We start from the raw sequence: 15,518 nt of genomic DNA, 5'->3' as shown, positions 1-15,518 counted from the left end.
AAAGGGTACTTTTCGAGAAAATTAGAGGTATTTACGAACTTTTTTGCAAAAGTGCATAAGGTCAATTATCTTACAATTGAGCAGTTTTGCATATTTCCATTTTGCAAAATATCCAAAAGATTACCTTTTTTAAACATATCACATACCAAAATAGGAAGTGAGTTGTCTTTTGCCAATGCGATGGAAGTATCGTCCATAACTTTTATATTGTCTGAAAGCGCCTGCTCGTATGATAGTTCAGGCAGCTTTAGGGCATCGCTGAACTTATTTGGATCCTTGTCATAAACTCCGTCAACCTTTGTTGCTTTTATTATGACCTCTGCGCCGATTTCAACTGCTCTTAGAGTTGCCGCCGTATCTGTAGTAAAAAATGGATTTCCGGTTCCCGCTGCAAAAATAACAACACGTCCTTTTTCTAAATGACGAACAGCGCGGCGATTTATGTAAGGCTCAGCAATCTGCTCCATCTTAATAGCGGTCTGCATGCGAACTTCCAAGCCGGCATGTTCACAAGCCTCCTGCATCGCAATCCCGTTGATTACGGTAGCAAGCATTCCCATATAGTCACCGGAAGTTCTTTTAATAATTCCATCTTGTGCAGCGGTAACTCCGCGAATAATATTGCCGCCTCCGATAACTATTCCAACCTCGATACCGGCATTTACAAGCGACTTTATCTCTTGTGATATATAGTTTAAAATCTTCGTGTCAATTCCATAACCCGCTTCACCTGCAAGAGCTTCGCCTGAAAACTTAACTAAAACCCGTTTATTAGCCATGCACTTCCTTTGTCTATAACTGCGCGAATTCTACTTAAATTTGGCTTTTGTTTTGCTTTGTTTTACAAACTACTGATGTTACTGCTTTTTAAAAAAACAATACAGGCAGATTGAATCCTGCATGTATTGTTTCTCAATATAATTGACAAGCGTTATATATTTTTATATACTACGCTTTTAACATTTAAGGAAAACCATGCCAAACAGTATTAACGGACGATTATGGATAAATAAATCAGAACATAGCTTCCTTGGACAAGGTCGCATGGAACTTTTAATACACATCCAAAAAGAGGGTTCCATAACAAAAGCGGCTAAATCCATGAAGATGAGCTACAAAGCTGCATGGGATGCCGTAGATGCCATGAACAACCTCTCTGAATTTCCGCTTGTTACGAGTTCTAAAGGCGGCAAAGGCGGCGGCGGGACACATCTGAGCGAGTATGCAAAAGAGCTTATAGACACCTACAAAATCCTTCAAGAAGAGCATCAGCAATTTTTAGAAAATCTCTCCAAGCGCGTAAGTGAAAAAAACGGACATATCCATCTTTTAAAGAGTATGGATATCCGTATAAGTGCAAGAAATCAGCTAAAGACAAAAGTTTTAACTATTCAAAGTGGAGCCGTTGAGAGCATACTCTCTCTTGAGCTTAACAACAAAGAGAGTATAACGGCAATCATCACAAATGATTCACTAACTACTCTTGAAATTGATGTAGGCATGGAGCTGTATGCGCTCTTTAAAGCAAACGCTCTGATTTTAAATGATGAATTTTCACCCGATAAAAACGATATGAACAGTTTCATAGGGAAAATTATCCGAATAGAACATGATAGTTTAAATGCAGAGGTTATCATTGAGCTAAAAGGCTCTAACACGGTATGTTCTATTATGCCAACAGAGCTGCTTGAGAAATTAAATCTCAAAAAAGGGATGCAGGTAAGCGCTTTTTGTAAACCAAAAAGCATTATCTTAGGCAGATGGTAAAAAATTATCGCTATGGATTTTTTAATATTACGAAAATTAAAAGTTGGAGGTCAAATGAGAGATGAGAATTAAAAGCCTTGCAGCGGTAACTGCAAGACAAGTGCTTTGGAAGAAGCGATAAAAGTATAACAAATTAAAATTACATTAAAGGAAAACAGATTGAAAACAAAAATTCGATTAAGCACTGTTATAGCGGCGGCACTACTTGTAACAACCGTAACAAGTGCAAATGACGAAGTTCCTAAACAGGCACTTAAAACAAATTATCAACTGGTCTATAGTCAAAAACCTAAACAAGTTGATAATTTTGCGGAAATGTTTAAAGAGGGGATTTTTTACGGCAGACTTCGCTCAAATACATTTATGTACAAATGGGAAGAAGAAAATAAAGATCAAAAAGATCACTACACAAGTGGTTTGGGCGGTTCATTAGTGTATCAAAGTGCCATCTATAATGACTTTGATTTTAGAGGCGCTCTTTACTATAGTCATGGATTTACAAACTTATCAGAAGCTGACATTAAATTTGCCAAACCAGGGCAAGATGTTCTTAGTAGATTTGATTATAGCAATACGGGAAATCAAAATATGAGTGCTTTAGGGCAGGCTTACATTCGCTATAGCGGTTTAGAAAAAAGTGACATAACAGTTGGTCGTCAGCTAGTAGAAACTTTTTATACCGCTTCAAACGATACAAAAATGATACCAAACGTTTTTGACGGTATAGTTTTTAACACAACTCTTGTTTCAAAAACTCCGATTAAACTTGCGTATCTAGCAAAAGAAAAACTCCGTGCGCATACAGACACGCACTCAGTTTTGGCATGGGGTGATGCAAGCTCCTCTTCATCTTTAAACCCGTCTTGGGATCAAAATGATGATTCGGCAATGCATAAGGGTTTGACATATACAAAACTAAAAGATGCTGGGAAAGAAGATGCCCCTTTAATAACAGGAGATATTCAAAATACTTCTATAGAGAATTTAAAACTCAACACTTCATTTTACGTAGTACCTGAGCTTGTATCTGAAATAATGGCAGAGGCAAATTACAAAATAAACATGGATGGCTTTTCTCTCTCGCCGGGTGTTCGCTACATCAAACAGTTTGATAACGGAGCAGGTGAAATTGGCGGAGCAGCTATTAACGGTAAATTAGTAGGAAAAAGCGGTGCATTTGGCGGCTACAAAGATGCTTCTTCTCTTGATTCGCAAATGATAGCGGCTCGTTTAGTAGGAGCTTATAAAAATTTTAAATTAAATCTAGGCTATTCTCAAGTTATGGATGAAGCGGATTTAGTGACTCCTTGGAGAGGATTTCCAACAGCAGGCTATACTCGCTCTATGGCAAGATACAACTGGGTAGCAAATACAAAAAGTTATCGTGCTGAATTAACCATAAATCCAAATAAAACAGGAGTTTATAAAGATGTGGCTATGCAGCTCTCTGCTCTTCACACAGACGCTGATGAGAATAAAGGACAGTTTGATGAAAACTTCTATTACGCGGGCTTTGTACAAAACTTACCTATGATGCCAGAGTTACAGTGGCGTTTAAGATTAGGTTATACGGATACTGATAAAGTAGATGCGGATAGTTTAGATGCTCGTTTTGAGCTGAACTACCTATTTTAAGGATTAAAGATGAAAAAAATAGTACTAGGTTTAATGCTTTTAAGTATGAGTCTGTTTGCAGGAACTATCAATGTAGCCGTTGCTGCAAATGTGAGTTATGCTATGGATACCCTTTTGGAAGAGTTTCATAAAACAAATCCCGACACACAAGTAAAGGTAACTTTAGGGAGTAGTGGAAAACTCACTGCTCAAATTAAAAACGGTGCACCATACCAACTTTTTATGGCGGCAAATATGATGTTTCCGCAAAACTTATATGAAGAAGGTACTGCGATTACGGTACCGGTTGTGTATGCACAAGGAAGTTTAGCGATGCTGAGCAATAGTCAAAAAGATTTTTCAAAATCAATAAATCTTCTTAAAGATCAAAGTATCCAGAAAATCGCAATTGCAAATCCAAAAACTGCCCCGTACGGCAAAGCAGCTCTTGAAGCTATAAAAAATGCCGGAGTTTTAGCTGATGTAGAGAGTAAATTTGTATATGCAGAATCTATCTCCCAAACAGTTTCTTATGCTGTAACAGCTGCAGATATAGGCTTCATTGCAAAATCTTCACTCTATAGCCCTAAAATGGCTCAGTACAAAGAGGGTGTACATTGGGCAGATGTGGATTCTAAGCTTTACACCCCGATTGACCAAGGGATTGTAATCATTAAAAATGCTAAAGACAACAGTGATGCGAAAGCATTTTATGATTTTATGTTAGGTGCTCAAGCGAAAAAAATATTAATTGATTTTGGATATTTAGTTCCATGAGCAGTTTGATTGCAACTGTAACACAAATAGAAGCTTGTGATAGTTTGCATATAGTAAAGTTTGACTCTAACGGTCAAACTTTATCTATGATGAGTTTGGATTTAAATGATGCCATCCAAGTCGGAACAAAAGTGAAGCTTGCCGTTAAACCGTCTCATATAGCAATTGCCAAAGATTTCAGCGGGGAGGTTAGTTACTCAAATAAATTAGAAGCAACCATCGTATCTTGTGAAAACGGGCAACTTTTATCCAACATAAAACTTAAGTTTTTTGACACTGATTTGGAGTCAATTATTACAGTGGATTCATCTAAACGAATGAATTTAAAAGCAGGAGATAAGGTCACGGCTTTTATAAAAGCAAGTGAAGTTTCTATAAGTGAGATTTGTGATGATTGAGCTATTTCAAGACTTAGAGTTTGAACCATTTTTAATCTCTTTTAAACTAGCGGGTTTGACAACTTTGATACTTTTTATTATTAGTATCCCTTTGGCTTGGTATCTATCTCAAACAAACTCAAAGATGAAGCCGTTTTGGGAGAGTTTAACAGCACTTCCTCTTGTACTGCCGCCTTCTGTTTTAGGCTTTTATATCCTTGTGGCATTATCACAAAACTCTCCTGTCGGGGCGTTTTTTGAAGATGTTTTTGGGGTAAAACTTGTTTTTAACTTTACGGGGCTTGTAGTAGCTAGTGCTTTTTACTCTCTTCCGTTTATGGTGCAACCTCTTCAGGGGGGATTTGAATCTATAAATAAAAATATGCTCGAAGCTAGCTATTTAGCCGGCAAAAGTAAGTTTGAAACCATAATTAAAGTTGCTCTTCCAAACATGAAACCGGCACTTATGACGGCAATTATTGTAACTTTTGCCCACACAGTCGGAGAGTTTGGAGTTGTTTTGATGGTTGGGGGAAGCATTCCGGGTGAGACAAAAGTGGCATCTGTTGCTATTTATGAGATGGTTGAAATAATGGATTATACTTCAGCTCATATTTACAGTGCCATCATGGTGGTTATTAGCTTTTTGGTACTTCTTAGTGTTTATGTTTTTAACGGCAAACAGAATAAAAAGATAGGAGTATAAAGTGATAAATATAGCTATAAATAAAAAACTCCATGGCGCAGACGGTCAAATGGATTTGAGCGTAAATCTAACTGTTGAAGATGGTGACTTTGTCGCACTCGCAGGGCAAAGCGGAAGTGGAAAAACTACACTTTTAAGAATTTTAGCAGGTCTTGAAGAAGCTAGCGGAACTATTCAAATAGGTGATGAAATTTGGCTTGATAAGAAGTTTTGTTTACCATCGCAAAAAAGAAAAATAGGATTTGTATTTCAAGATTATGCACTCTTTAATAATATGAGCGTACTTGATAATTTACTATATGTACACAAAGATAAGCGATTAGCAGAGAGTCTACTAGAGATGACAGAGTTGGCTGAACTAAAGACAAGACTGCCAAACACTCTAAGCGGTGGACAAAAACAGCGTGTAAGTCTTTGTCGTGCTATGATGAATAAACCAAAACTTTTACTTCTTGATGAGCCTTTATCGGCACTTGATCCACAGATGAGAACTAAGCTTCAACAAGAGATATTAACACTCCATAAAGAGTTTGGAACTACAACAATTATGGTAAGCCATGATCCAAGTGAGATATATAGACTAGCACAAAGAGTGATTATGTTAAATTTTGGAGAGATTGTAAACGACGGCTCGCCAAAAGATATTTTACTCAAAACTAGTGGCAGTCAAAAATTCTCTTTTGAGGGTGAGTTACTCGATATAGTAAAAGTAGATGTGATCAACATAGCCATCGTCTCAGTCGGTCAACAGTTAGTTGAAGTGGTGATAAGTGATGATGAAGCTCATAGTTTAAAAATAGGTCAAAGTGTAAGTTTGGGCACTAAAGCATTTAGCCCTATGATCAGAGGTTTGTAGTGAAACTCAAATCATTTATAGGCGGAGCTTCTATAGGCTCTTTAGGAGGACTTATCGGTTTGGGAGGTGCAGAGTTTCGCCTTCCATTTTTAGTCGGTGTTTTAAAAATAGACACCCTCCATGCGGTAATGCTCAATATTATTATCTCGTTGGTAACAGTATTTTTCGCTTTGATTTTTAGAGGGATAGATGAGAGTATATATTCAAATTTTTATATAGTTGCCAATCTTTTAGCAGGAACTCTCATCGGTGCTTACATCGGGGCAAACAAAGCTTCAAGTATTGATAAACAAAAGCTAAACGGCTATATATTTATCTTACTTGTATTTTTAAGTTTTGTGCTTTTTAGTCATATGTTTTTTGATTTTAAAAGTGAAGTTTTACTTCCTTCTTGGATTGGGATTATTTTAGGTTTTGCTCTTGGTGTGGGCATAGGGATGATAAGTTCTATTTTGGGAGTTGCCGGAGGAGAGCTTCTTATCCCTACTATTGTACTTTTGTATTCTGTTGATATAAAAACAGCAGGAACATTAAGTCTGCTTATATCGTTTCCTACTTTACTCGTCGGTATTTATAAATACAATAAAACAAAGAGACTGCAAGAAGTTTTTGGTTTTAAAGAGATTATCATCTATATGGCAATCGGTTCTATGATTGGTGCTTTTATAGGAGCTTTAGCGTATGGGATAGTAGATGCCCTTTATTTAGAAGCTTTACTTGGAATTATCCTTTTAATCTCCGCATATAAACTTTTTAGTAAAAAAAAGGTTTAGTATATGGATCTGCTATTTGAAGACGGCGGCTATTTTGATTTGACAACTTTTGGGCTGGGAATCGGCGTTAAAGAGGGTTCTATGAGTTTTGCTCCAAAGAGTGAGATAATCCTCAGCGGCTGCGATGAAGTAGAGAAGATTGTAAAAAAGTGTGGTTTAAAATATAGATTTTTGAAAAAAAACGGCGATATGACTGCTCCAAAAGAGACTATTTTGGAGTGCAGCGGAAATGCAAAATCGCTTCATCATGCTTGGAAAATATCTCAAAATATCTTTGAGTATATGAGCGGCATCGCCACATATACAGACAAAATGCTGCAACTTGCAAAAGCCATCAATCCGGATATTGCCATAACAACAACAAGAAAAAATTTCCCAGGTTCAAAAGAGCTCATGTTAAAAGCGGTGATGGACGGCGGTGGAGCACCTCATCGGCTTGGACTTTACGATTCGATTTTAATCTTTGAGCAACATTTGGTATTTCTTAGCGACAAGCAAGAACTAGAGAGAAACTTTAAGATTATCAAGAAAAAGTTTATAGAAAAAAAAATAACAGTAGAGGTAAAAAACCTTGAATATGCCCGTTATTTCGCCTCTTTGGGTGCGGATATACTACAGTGCGAAAAGATGGATTTTGAGACTCTAAGAGAGTGTGTTGCTCTTAAAGAGGAGTTTAAAAATATTACCGTCTCTGCGACAGGCGGCATAAATGTTAAAAATATTGCGGATTTCGCAAAAACGGGAGTTGATCTCATAGTTACATCATCACCATACCATGCAAAACCGCTTGATATAAAAGTGCAGATGCGTACTACGCTCAAAGGAGCCGACAGATGAATATCTTAAAGGGAAATATCGTCTCCATCAAACAAAGTGAAAGCTTGATGCTTGTTTTTATGGATGTAAAGGGGTATCTTTTCAACTCTTTGCTTCTTAAAAACGGGGATGAAAATCGGCTGGAGGTTGGGATGGATGTACATCTTATATTTAAAGAGACCGATGTGACCCTTGCAACTACCGACTCCATTGTGAGTGAGAGAAATTCATTTGTTTCAAAAATCACCCACATAGAAAATGGCAAACTTCTTGCAAATATCAGACTTGATTTTTTAGGGCATGAGATTAACGCACTTATCACCAAAGGCGCACTTCATGGACTAAAATGCAAAATAGGCGATGAGTTTAGATGGGTTGTAAAGGCAAGTGAAGTAACATTGCAAATACTGTAATTTTTTTGACTTAACCGAGCAAAATCAACTCTTCAAGCTCTGAAAAAACCACCGCCCTATTTTGCTCTTTTGTACCTAAAATTCTCTCACATAAAATGGAGAGATTTTCATCTACATGTGGTGTAAACATACGGATATCTTGAAGTTTTTCGTTCTTTAGAGTATTTGTAAATCTCTCATAGGCAGAGTACGGCTCTTTAGCTGATAGTTTATAGTATAATTTCCGTCCAAGTTCAAAAACTTCAAACTCCTCATTTTTTCCAGTGTTAACCTTTTCGCCAAAACCTATCTCAACATTGCTGTTTTTCTCTCTCAAATAAGCTCCAAGCTTCATCATAAAGCCTATTGCCTGAGGCGTATAGAGCTTTAAAATCCGCTCATGAAAAAGCTCAAAGCTCTCATATGGGTTTTTAAGTCTTCTGTACTCAAACATCAGAGTCTCCACATAAAGATGCGCATATCGAAGCGGAGCCGATTTGACAACGGCATACCCCTCTAGTCCTTCGCTTGTTATTTTTCCGCCAAGAGAGATATGAACTCCCCCCTCCATCTCGCCGTCCAATTTGACTTTGCACCCCTCAAAACCGATATCTCCAAGCCCGTGCAGACCGCACCCCTTGACGCATCCAGACCAGTACATGCGCACTCGCCCCTCATGAAGCGGGACTTTTTGCTCCAAATACTCCGCCATCTTTATAGCATCACTTTTGTTCTCAATCACTCCAAATGCACAGTGCTGAGAACCTGCACATGCTATTAAATGATTTTTATAGGGCGAGTCTACGCTTTTGTATTTTTGAAAGAGCGGTTCAGAGAGTAGGGAGTTCACTTCTTTTACGCCGAGGATGTAGACGCTCTGCTCTATGTCAAAACGAATCTCGCCATTGCCAAATCTCTCGCTTACATCCGCCACGCTTAACAAATCGCTTCCGCTAAAGATACCCGCGGGAACAACCATGTGAACGCCTAGAGTCCCATCACGAAGCTGTACCTTTCCATGGTCAGGGTCATTAAAATCAAGCTTTGTCATAGTCTCGCCGGCATGTGAAAAAAGAGCTCCAGCATTTTGGCAAATTGCAGAGCGAATCTCCCCCATACCCACTGCTTCGACTAAAAAAGAGAGACGGTTTTTGTTTCTGTTGTCGCGAAATCCAAATCTTCTAAAGATGTCAATAATGGAGTTGTAAGCATGAGGGACTTCATGAGGCAGAAGAAAAATATCCGCACTATTTGCCACTTTGCCAACTTTGCCGCCAAGATACATGTTGTATCCGTAAAGCCCCTCTTTTTGCGCCAAAACAAAACAGCAGTCATGGCTAAAAGCGTTGCATCTGTTTGAGATTGAACCCGTAATAGCAGTGTTAAACTTTCTTGGAAGTACGCTTATCCACTCATAATTTTGCAAAAAAGAGCTCTCTAGAGTTTTCAAGAGTTCGTATGAGGGCAAAACATTATCAAACCCACGTGAGTCCAGCGGGTCGGTTACAATATTTCTAAAGTTATCCACACCAGTTTGGTAAGAGCTTATTCCCACCGCGCTAATGCGCTCAAATATAGTAGGAATATCTTTAATGTCAATATAGCGAAACTCTATCTGCGCACGGGTTGTTATGTCGATGTAGTCCTCTCCAAAGTCTTTTGCAATTAAACCCAAAACTCTTGCTTGCTCAGCGTTCAAGTAGCCTCCGCTAATGCGAACGCGAATCATAAACTTTTGCGGTGTTTGCGCATCTTTGTCATAAATGCCAAAACACTTTAAAAAGTAGCTTTTATCTTCGCTTGAAATAGATGCGTAGCCATTTTTTGCATAATGACCGAGCATCTCAAACGCCTCTTTTGGAGATTTAATCGCTTTTGTCTCTTCAACTTTGTTTACTTTTTTTACTCTTGCTTCGTACGCTTCTTGTAATGCTTCCATTGTAACTCCGATCTCTATCGAGTATAGTCACAATTCTAGCAGTTATTAAAAATAAAATAAGCAATTTACTGCTTGTTTTTTATACAATAAGAAAAGAACTTAAAATGGCTCAATTAAGAGACAAAAATACCAAGACAAGAGCCAAAACAAAAGAGACGCCCTGCCAAAATATGACGCTGTTTCTCTCCACAAGGGGCGGTTTTTTCTTCTTTAAAAACTCCTCATTTGGATGGCGTAGGTCATACAAAAACTCACTTAGCTCCTCATAGCGCTCTTTTGGATTGATGGCAACTGCTTTTTTCACCGCCTCATCAACCCACACGGGAATCTCTTGGTTGTAGTGATAGAGTGGCGTGTAGCGAAGTCTCTTTTGTGCAGCTTCGTTTTTTACTCTTGCAATCTCCACGCCATAAGGAAAGTGACCCGATAACATCTCATAGACTATCACCCCGAGCGAGAAGAGGTCTGAGCATACCGTTCCCTCTTTGCCCAAAAAATACTCAGGGGCGCTATAGAGTGCCGTTCCTAAGAGGTTCTCTTGTTCAAGGCGGATATTGATATCCATGATGCCCTCCACTCTTGTTGCGCCAAAATCTATGATTTTTAGCGTGCCTGAGGTTTCAATCATAATATTTTGCGGTCTGAGGTCTTGATGAATCATCTCTTGACGATGCAACGCCAAAAGCCCTTTTGCTACCTGCTCTACCATTTGCCGCACTGTCTCAAGAGTTGGATTTGGATTGTCGATAATCCACTGAGAGAGCGTTTGCCCCTCTATAAACTCTAGTACATTATAGAGATAATTTTTTTTGCGTGAAGGAGCGAAAGATTTTAAAACATGTGCGCTGTTGATGCGTCTTGCTATCCACTCCTCCATCAAGAAACGCTCCAAATACGCCTTGTCGCCTCGCATATCGATAGATGGGATTTTGAGCGCAACCTGCGTGCCACTCTGACTATCCACCCCAAGATAGACATGGCTTCTGCTGCTAGCACTCAGCTCCCGCACAATAGTGTAGCCTTCGAACTCCTCTCTTGCTTCAAGCAGAGGTGCAAAAGGTTTCTCCTCTATCTGTTTGTAGATCTCTTTGAGCTCTTTTTTTGCCAAAGCATCCACACGAACAAGCTGAATGGTGATATTGTCATCGCTTTGTTCCTTGTAAGCATATTTAGCGATAATTTTTGCAATCTCTTCAAATCTATCTTGATGTTTTTCTATCATTTTTACCATTAAAGTATCACTGACATACTCATAGACTCCATCGCTCATAAAACAGAAGATATCACCGACTTCGACTTGAAAACTGCTGTAATCCATCCGCACATGTGGCTCCATGCCCAAAGCTCGGCTTAGGTAACTCTTATCTCTTGAGACCCATAAACGGTGATCTTGTGTGAGCTGCTCAAGCATACCATCACGCAAACGGTAGATGCGCGTATCGCCGGCATGAAAGAGGTAGGCAGTGCTAGAGCGAAGCACCATGGCGCTAAATGTACAGACAAAACCTCTGTTTTTATCATGGGAGTAGTTACTCTGCATGGTTTGGGAGTAGAGCCATGAGTTTGCGGCACCCAAAACCCTAAGTGCTGATTTTTTTACAGACCATGATTCGGGTGTGCTTGTGTAGTCCATCAAAAAGGAGGTTACGGCTGCCTTGGAGGCGATTTGACTTACATTGCTGCTGCCGATGCCATCAGCAATGGCAATGGCAACCCCTTTATGTGTGAGCTGTGGCTCTTTGGGAATATAGATATCGTGGAAGTCCTGATTTATCTCTTTTCGTCCCCCAGTGGAGTACTGGGAGATAGAGAGTTCTAAACGGCTTTTCATAAGAGAATCAGCTCAGTTTTCTTTTTGCACCAGTTTTTATGTGTGTTGCATAAAGAGTAAGCCCGGTAAAAGCAAGACCGCCTACTAGGTTCCCCAGAACAACAGGAAGCTCATTCCATAAAAGATAATCACCAATCGTAAAGTTACCGCCCATTATCATGGAAAATGGAAACAAAAACATATTGACGATAGAGTGCTCAAAGCCCATAAAAAAGAAGAGCATAATCGGCATCCACATAGCAATAGCCTTGCCGCTTACACTCGTCGAGATCATTGCTCCCACAACACCCATGGAGACCATCCAGTTGCAGAGCATCCCGCGGATAAAAACCGTCATCCAACCCCAAATCCCGTGCTCTTGATAGCCAAGTGTTCTAGCTTCGCCGATAGAGCCGATCTTTTTACCGACTTCGCCTACTTCAATTTGATAGCCATATGTAAGTATAAACGAAATCATAAATGCCACAAGCAATGCACCCGCAAAGTTACCGACAAAAACAAGTCCCCAGTTTCTAAGAACCTGTTTTACCGTTACTCCAGGTCGCTTGTCAATAAGAGCAAGCGGAACCAAAACAAAGACACCCGTTAGCAGATCAAACCCCATAAGGTAGAGCATAATAAAACCGACAGGAAAGAGCATCGCACCGACAAGCGGCGAACCCGTAGACATAGAGACCGTAATGGCAAAAGCCGCTGCAAGCGCCAAAATAGCCCCTGCCATAAAAGCTCTAATAATCGTATCTTTCGTTGACATATAGACTTTTGACTCGCCCGCATCGACCATTTTTGTAACAAACTCCGTAGGAACCAAGTAGGACATGGCACACTCCTTAAAAGTAGAAAAGTATTTCACTGTTGTGATATAGAATTGTATATTTAAAGCATAATAATTAAACAACTAGCCTGTATATATTTTATACAATCTTATATTTTATTATGTTTCATCAACGAAAAAAACAGATTATAGACAATTTTTACTAAGAGAGCAAATATTAAAGTGCCTCTAATCTCCTATAAAGAAGCTTTTACTATAATTAGAGTCATAAAATACCAAAGAGAGACTTTAATGGATTGGCTGAATTTTTTTGAACCAAAAGTAGAACATAAACACTCCTTTGGAAGAGGCATCAACGCAAACCTCTCTAAAGATGAGGAAGATTTATTTAACAAATCTAACGAGGCGTTTGAGGCAAAAGAGATACTGGATGCCTATGAGTTTTTTTTCAGATCACTTGAAAACTTTTCAGACTCAAAATCAAACCAAAACATTATAATTACAAAAGAGGATGGTAAGCTCCGTTTTGAAATATTTCAGGGAACGGCAAGAATAACAGGAGTTATCACAAAAGAGAGTCTCTATGCAGAAGCAATTTTGACAAAAAAAGCAACGGCGAATGTCGCACTAAAGCGTCTGATTTTAGAGAGAAACTACCAACTGACGTACGCTTACTACTTCAGCGATGAGGAGTATATAAAACTAAAGCTTTTTCTTGACAACATAACCATGACGCCTCAAAAAGCATTTTTTCCGCTGCGTGAAATAGCGCTCAATGCCGACTTTGATAAAGAGTATATTAAAAGCGAATTTCTTGACGTCTCTCTTGAAGATATAGAGCATTTAAAGAGCATGGACGAAGAGGAGCTAAAACTGAAGTACGACTTCATGCAGAGATGGATTGATGAAGTAAACGCGAAGATAGCCACGCTTCCATCAAATGACAATGCCGCCATGCAGTCGTTTATACTTCTTTGTCTTATTTTCAAAATAGACTATCTTATAGTACCAAAATATAGCATCTTTCAAAAATCAAGCAAAAAAATTGCAGAGTATTTTAGCGATGAAAACTTAACCGTCGAGTCAAAAAACGAAGAGATTAGAGAGTATATAAACGAACTTCATGAGATGAGTTTTGAAGAGTTTAAGACAAACTTTTATGACGCTAAATACACCTTCAACCCAAGTGACAAATCGGCTCATGAAGAGATAGAGCTATTTATAACCGAGTCGCTTGCAAAAATACGTTGGTACAAAAACAACAGATACAACCAAGTGATTCCTACTATGTACAAGTATGTGGCACTCTATCTGCTCTACAACTACGGGCTTCATCCAGTTACAAAAGCGCTTCTTCACACATTGGTAGAGATTCAAAATCCTGAGTTTTTCAAAGCTCTTGGCTACATGACTCTTTACGATGAGCAAAACTCTACATTTTCAAAAAAAGTTATTATCTCTAAAATAGAGGATATCATTTCGCCTTATCAGAGCCGTTACAAGATGCTAAAACCATTTGGCGAGAAGCTTAATTTCACATCCCTAAACGAGTTTAGCAACAGCTTTTATCTCCAACTTAAAAATCTTGACTTCGAAGAGATATAACCATGAACACTCAATCCATAATAGAGACTTACGCTGAAAGCATTATACAGATTATGACTCCCTACGGCAGCGGAACGGGTTTTATAGTCGATGATCTCATCGTTACAAACTCGCATGTAGTTGCCGGACTTAAAGAGGTGGTAATTAGTGCGAGGAAGATTAAAAGAAGCATCGCTAAAGTTGTCTATGATGATGCATATTTTGATTTGGCTTTTATAAGTTTTGATTTTATAAAACCTAAAAATCCCCTTATCCTCTCGACAAAAAGAGTACAAAACGGGGATACGGTAGTTGCCGTAGGTCACCCATACGGGCTTCATTATAGCGCTACGGAGGGGATTGTCTCAAAAGCTTCAAGGATATACGGAGAGCTTGAATATGTCCAGATTGATGCTGCTATTAACCCTGGAAACAGCGGCGGACCGCTTTTAAACACGGACGGAGAGGTTATCGGAGTAAACACCTTTATCATACAAGACTCAAATAACCTGGGCTTTGCCCTTCCCTATTTTTACGTCGATGAAGCACTACAAAGCTACAAAAGTTTAAACTATCAAAACATTATAAAATGCCCCTTCTGCAAAAACCTAATAAAAGAAGAGAGTATAAAAAATGATTACTGTCCAGAGTGCGGCTCCAAACTAGAGATCGCCAAACTGCGAAGAAAGGGGTACAACCCAATCGGCAGTACAAAACTGCTTGAAGAGATTTTAGAATCCTTGGATGTAAACGTAACGCTTGCTAGAAGGTCTCAAGCCTCATGGAGGGTTGATTACGGCACAGCACGCATCGAGATAAACTACTATGATAACGGAATTATCATAGGCGACTCCAAACTTTGTGTTATACCTCAAAAAAATATATCCGATATTTATGATTTTTTGCTGAGTGAGAACAATAATTTATCCTATCTGCGTTTTTCTATAAATGAAAATTTTGTCTACCTCTCCTACCTTGTAATCGACTCCTCGTTAACGTTAAAAGAGGGGAAAACTGCTATGGAGAGGCTTTTTAAAAAAGCAAACGAGTATGATGATATTTTAATAGAGAGATTTGGCGCCACAAAACAAAAAAGAGATGAAGAAGAGTAAGTTTGCTTGCAAACTGTAGCGATAATTACTCTTTTTTTATATAAAATATGAAAAAAAGGAATAAAAAACATTATGTCAAAATTTCCAGAGTTTAAAGTAGATACAAAGAGCTTTATTAAAGAGCTAAATGAGAAAATAGAGAGTAACAACAAAAAAGTGGAGGAACTCTTAAAGATACAGGAGAAGAGTTTTGCAAATT

At 38.7% G+C, this 15,518-nt stretch carries 15 protein-coding genes; 11 read left to right on the top strand and 4 right to left on the bottom strand.

Annotated elements, in window-relative coordinates; genetic code table 11:
- Positions 1-65 precede the first annotated feature (65 nt).
- Positions 66-779, bottom strand: coding sequence for a UMP kinase (pyrH, locus tag IBX42_RS08450; protein ID WP_294931661.1), 714 nt, complete (start codon positions 777-779; stop codon positions 66-68).
- Between the two features lie 196 nt (positions 780-975).
- On the opposite strand from pyrH, the gene IBX42_RS08445 reads away from it, so the two are divergent.
- The 9 genes from IBX42_RS08445 (at position 976) to IBX42_RS08405 (ending at position 8,099) form a co-directional block, all read left to right on the top strand.
- On the top strand, positions 976-1,767 hold the full coding sequence (locus IBX42_RS08445) for a TOBE domain-containing protein (protein WP_294931658.1): 792 nt from the start codon (positions 976-978) through the stop codon (positions 1,765-1,767).
- Positions 1,768-1,926: 159 nt separating this feature from the next.
- Complete coding sequence (locus tag IBX42_RS08440) at positions 1,927-3,402, top strand: hypothetical protein (RefSeq protein ID WP_294931656.1); 1,476 nt, start codon at positions 1,927-1,929, stop codon at positions 3,400-3,402.
- A gap of 9 nt (positions 3,403-3,411) precedes the next feature.
- A complete protein-coding gene (gene modA, locus IBX42_RS08435; RefSeq protein WP_294931653.1) occupies positions 3,412-4,158 on the top strand; it encodes a molybdate ABC transporter substrate-binding protein in 747 nt (248 codons plus the stop codon).
- A complete protein-coding gene (locus IBX42_RS08430) occupies positions 4,155-4,556 on the top strand; it encodes a TOBE domain-containing protein (protein WP_294931650.1) in 402 nt (133 codons plus the stop codon). Before modA ends, IBX42_RS08430 begins: the two co-directional genes overlap by 4 nt.
- The gene (gene modB / locus IBX42_RS08425; RefSeq protein ID WP_294931647.1) at positions 4,549-5,241 is read left to right on the top strand and encodes a molybdate ABC transporter permease subunit; all 693 of its coding nucleotides are present in this window, start codon (positions 4,549-4,551) and stop codon (positions 5,239-5,241) included. The genes IBX42_RS08430 and modB overlap by 8 nt, the downstream gene beginning before the upstream one ends.
- 1 nt (position 5,242) lies before the next feature.
- Positions 5,243-6,097, top strand: coding sequence for an ATP-binding cassette domain-containing protein (locus IBX42_RS08420; RefSeq protein WP_294931644.1), 855 nt, complete (start codon positions 5,243-5,245; stop codon positions 6,095-6,097).
- Complete coding sequence (locus IBX42_RS08415) at positions 6,097-6,870, top strand: sulfite exporter TauE/SafE family protein (RefSeq protein ID WP_294931641.1); 774 nt, start codon at positions 6,097-6,099, stop codon at positions 6,868-6,870. Before IBX42_RS08420 ends, IBX42_RS08415 begins: the two co-directional genes overlap by 1 nt.
- Positions 6,871-6,873: 3 nt before the next feature.
- On the top strand, positions 6,874-7,707 hold the full coding sequence (gene modD / locus IBX42_RS08410) for a ModD protein (protein ID WP_294931639.1): 834 nt from the start codon (positions 6,874-6,876) through the stop codon (positions 7,705-7,707).
- A complete protein-coding gene (locus IBX42_RS08405) occupies positions 7,704-8,099 on the top strand; it encodes a TOBE domain-containing protein (protein WP_294931636.1) in 396 nt (131 codons plus the stop codon). The genes modD and IBX42_RS08405 overlap by 4 nt, the downstream gene beginning before the upstream one ends.
- Positions 8,100-8,109: 10 nt before the next feature.
- Here the strand turns inward: IBX42_RS08405 and IBX42_RS08400 are convergent, their stop codons facing one another.
- The 3 genes from IBX42_RS08400 to IBX42_RS08390 form a co-directional block, all read right to left on the bottom strand.
- A complete protein-coding gene (locus IBX42_RS08400) occupies positions 8,110-10,017 on the bottom strand; it encodes a ferredoxin--nitrite reductase (RefSeq protein WP_294931633.1) in 1,908 nt (635 codons plus the stop codon).
- A gap of 109 nt (positions 10,018-10,126) precedes the next feature.
- On the bottom strand, positions 10,127-11,848 hold the full coding sequence (locus IBX42_RS08395; RefSeq protein WP_294931630.1) for a bifunctional protein-serine/threonine kinase/phosphatase: 1,722 nt from the start codon (positions 11,846-11,848) through the stop codon (positions 10,127-10,129).
- 7 nt (positions 11,849-11,855) lie between these two features.
- Positions 11,856-12,668 (bottom strand): formate/nitrite transporter family protein, encoded by an 813-nt coding sequence (locus IBX42_RS08390; protein ID WP_294931627.1) that lies wholly within the window; start codon positions 12,666-12,668, stop codon positions 11,856-11,858.
- A 246-nt stretch (positions 12,669-12,914) separates the two neighbouring features.
- Between IBX42_RS08390 and IBX42_RS08385 the strand changes: the two genes are divergently transcribed.
- Entirely contained in the window at positions 12,915-14,228 is a 1,314-nt protein-coding gene (locus tag IBX42_RS08385; protein WP_294931624.1) for a hypothetical protein, read from the top strand.
- Between the two features lie 2 nt (positions 14,229-14,230).
- Complete coding sequence (locus tag IBX42_RS08380) at positions 14,231-15,319, top strand: trypsin-like peptidase domain-containing protein (RefSeq protein WP_294931621.1); 1,089 nt, start codon at positions 14,231-14,233, stop codon at positions 15,317-15,319.
- Positions 15,320-15,518 lie beyond the last annotated feature (199 nt).

It is taken from the genome of Sulfurimonas sp. (assembly GCF_014859695.1).
In the GTDB taxonomy this organism is placed as follows: domain Bacteria; phylum Campylobacterota; class Campylobacteria; order Campylobacterales; family Sulfurimonadaceae; genus Sulfurimonas.
Note: the sequence above shows the minus strand (reverse complement) of the source record. Positions and strands in the feature narration are given on the sequence as shown.

What these genes read in the sequence shown, in the direction of transcription:
- pyrH (WP_294931661.1), bottom strand. Translation starts at nt 779, where the DNA reads ATGGCTAATAAACGGGTTTTAGTTAAGTTTTCAGGCGAAGCTCTTGCA.
- IBX42_RS08445 (WP_294931658.1), top strand. Translation starts at nt 976, where the DNA reads ATGCCAAACAGTATTAACGGACGATTATGGATAAATAAATCAGAACAT.
- modA (WP_294931653.1), top strand. Translation starts at nt 3,412, where the DNA reads ATGAAAAAAATAGTACTAGGTTTAATGCTTTTAAGTATGAGTCTGTTT.
- IBX42_RS08430 (WP_294931650.1), top strand. Translation starts at nt 4,155, where the DNA reads ATGAGCAGTTTGATTGCAACTGTAACACAAATAGAAGCTTGTGATAGT.
- modB (WP_294931647.1), top strand. Translation starts at nt 4,549, where the DNA reads ATGATTGAGCTATTTCAAGACTTAGAGTTTGAACCATTTTTAATCTCT.
- modD (WP_294931639.1), top strand. Translation starts at nt 6,874, where the DNA reads ATGGATCTGCTATTTGAAGACGGCGGCTATTTTGATTTGACAACTTTT.
- IBX42_RS08405 (WP_294931636.1), top strand. Translation starts at nt 7,704, where the DNA reads ATGAATATCTTAAAGGGAAATATCGTCTCCATCAAACAAAGTGAAAGC.
- IBX42_RS08400 (WP_294931633.1), bottom strand. Translation starts at nt 10,017, where the DNA reads ATGGAAGCATTACAAGAAGCGTACGAAGCAAGAGTAAAAAAAGTAAAC.
- IBX42_RS08395 (WP_294931630.1), bottom strand. Translation starts at nt 11,848, where the DNA reads ATGAAAAGCCGTTTAGAACTCTCTATCTCCCAGTACTCCACTGGGGGA.
- IBX42_RS08390 (WP_294931627.1), bottom strand. Translation starts at nt 12,668, where the DNA reads ATGTCCTACTTGGTTCCTACGGAGTTTGTTACAAAAATGGTCGATGCG.
- IBX42_RS08385 (WP_294931624.1), top strand. Translation starts at nt 12,915, where the DNA reads ATGGATTGGCTGAATTTTTTTGAACCAAAAGTAGAACATAAACACTCC.
- IBX42_RS08380 (WP_294931621.1), top strand. Translation starts at nt 14,231, where the DNA reads ATGAACACTCAATCCATAATAGAGACTTACGCTGAAAGCATTATACAG.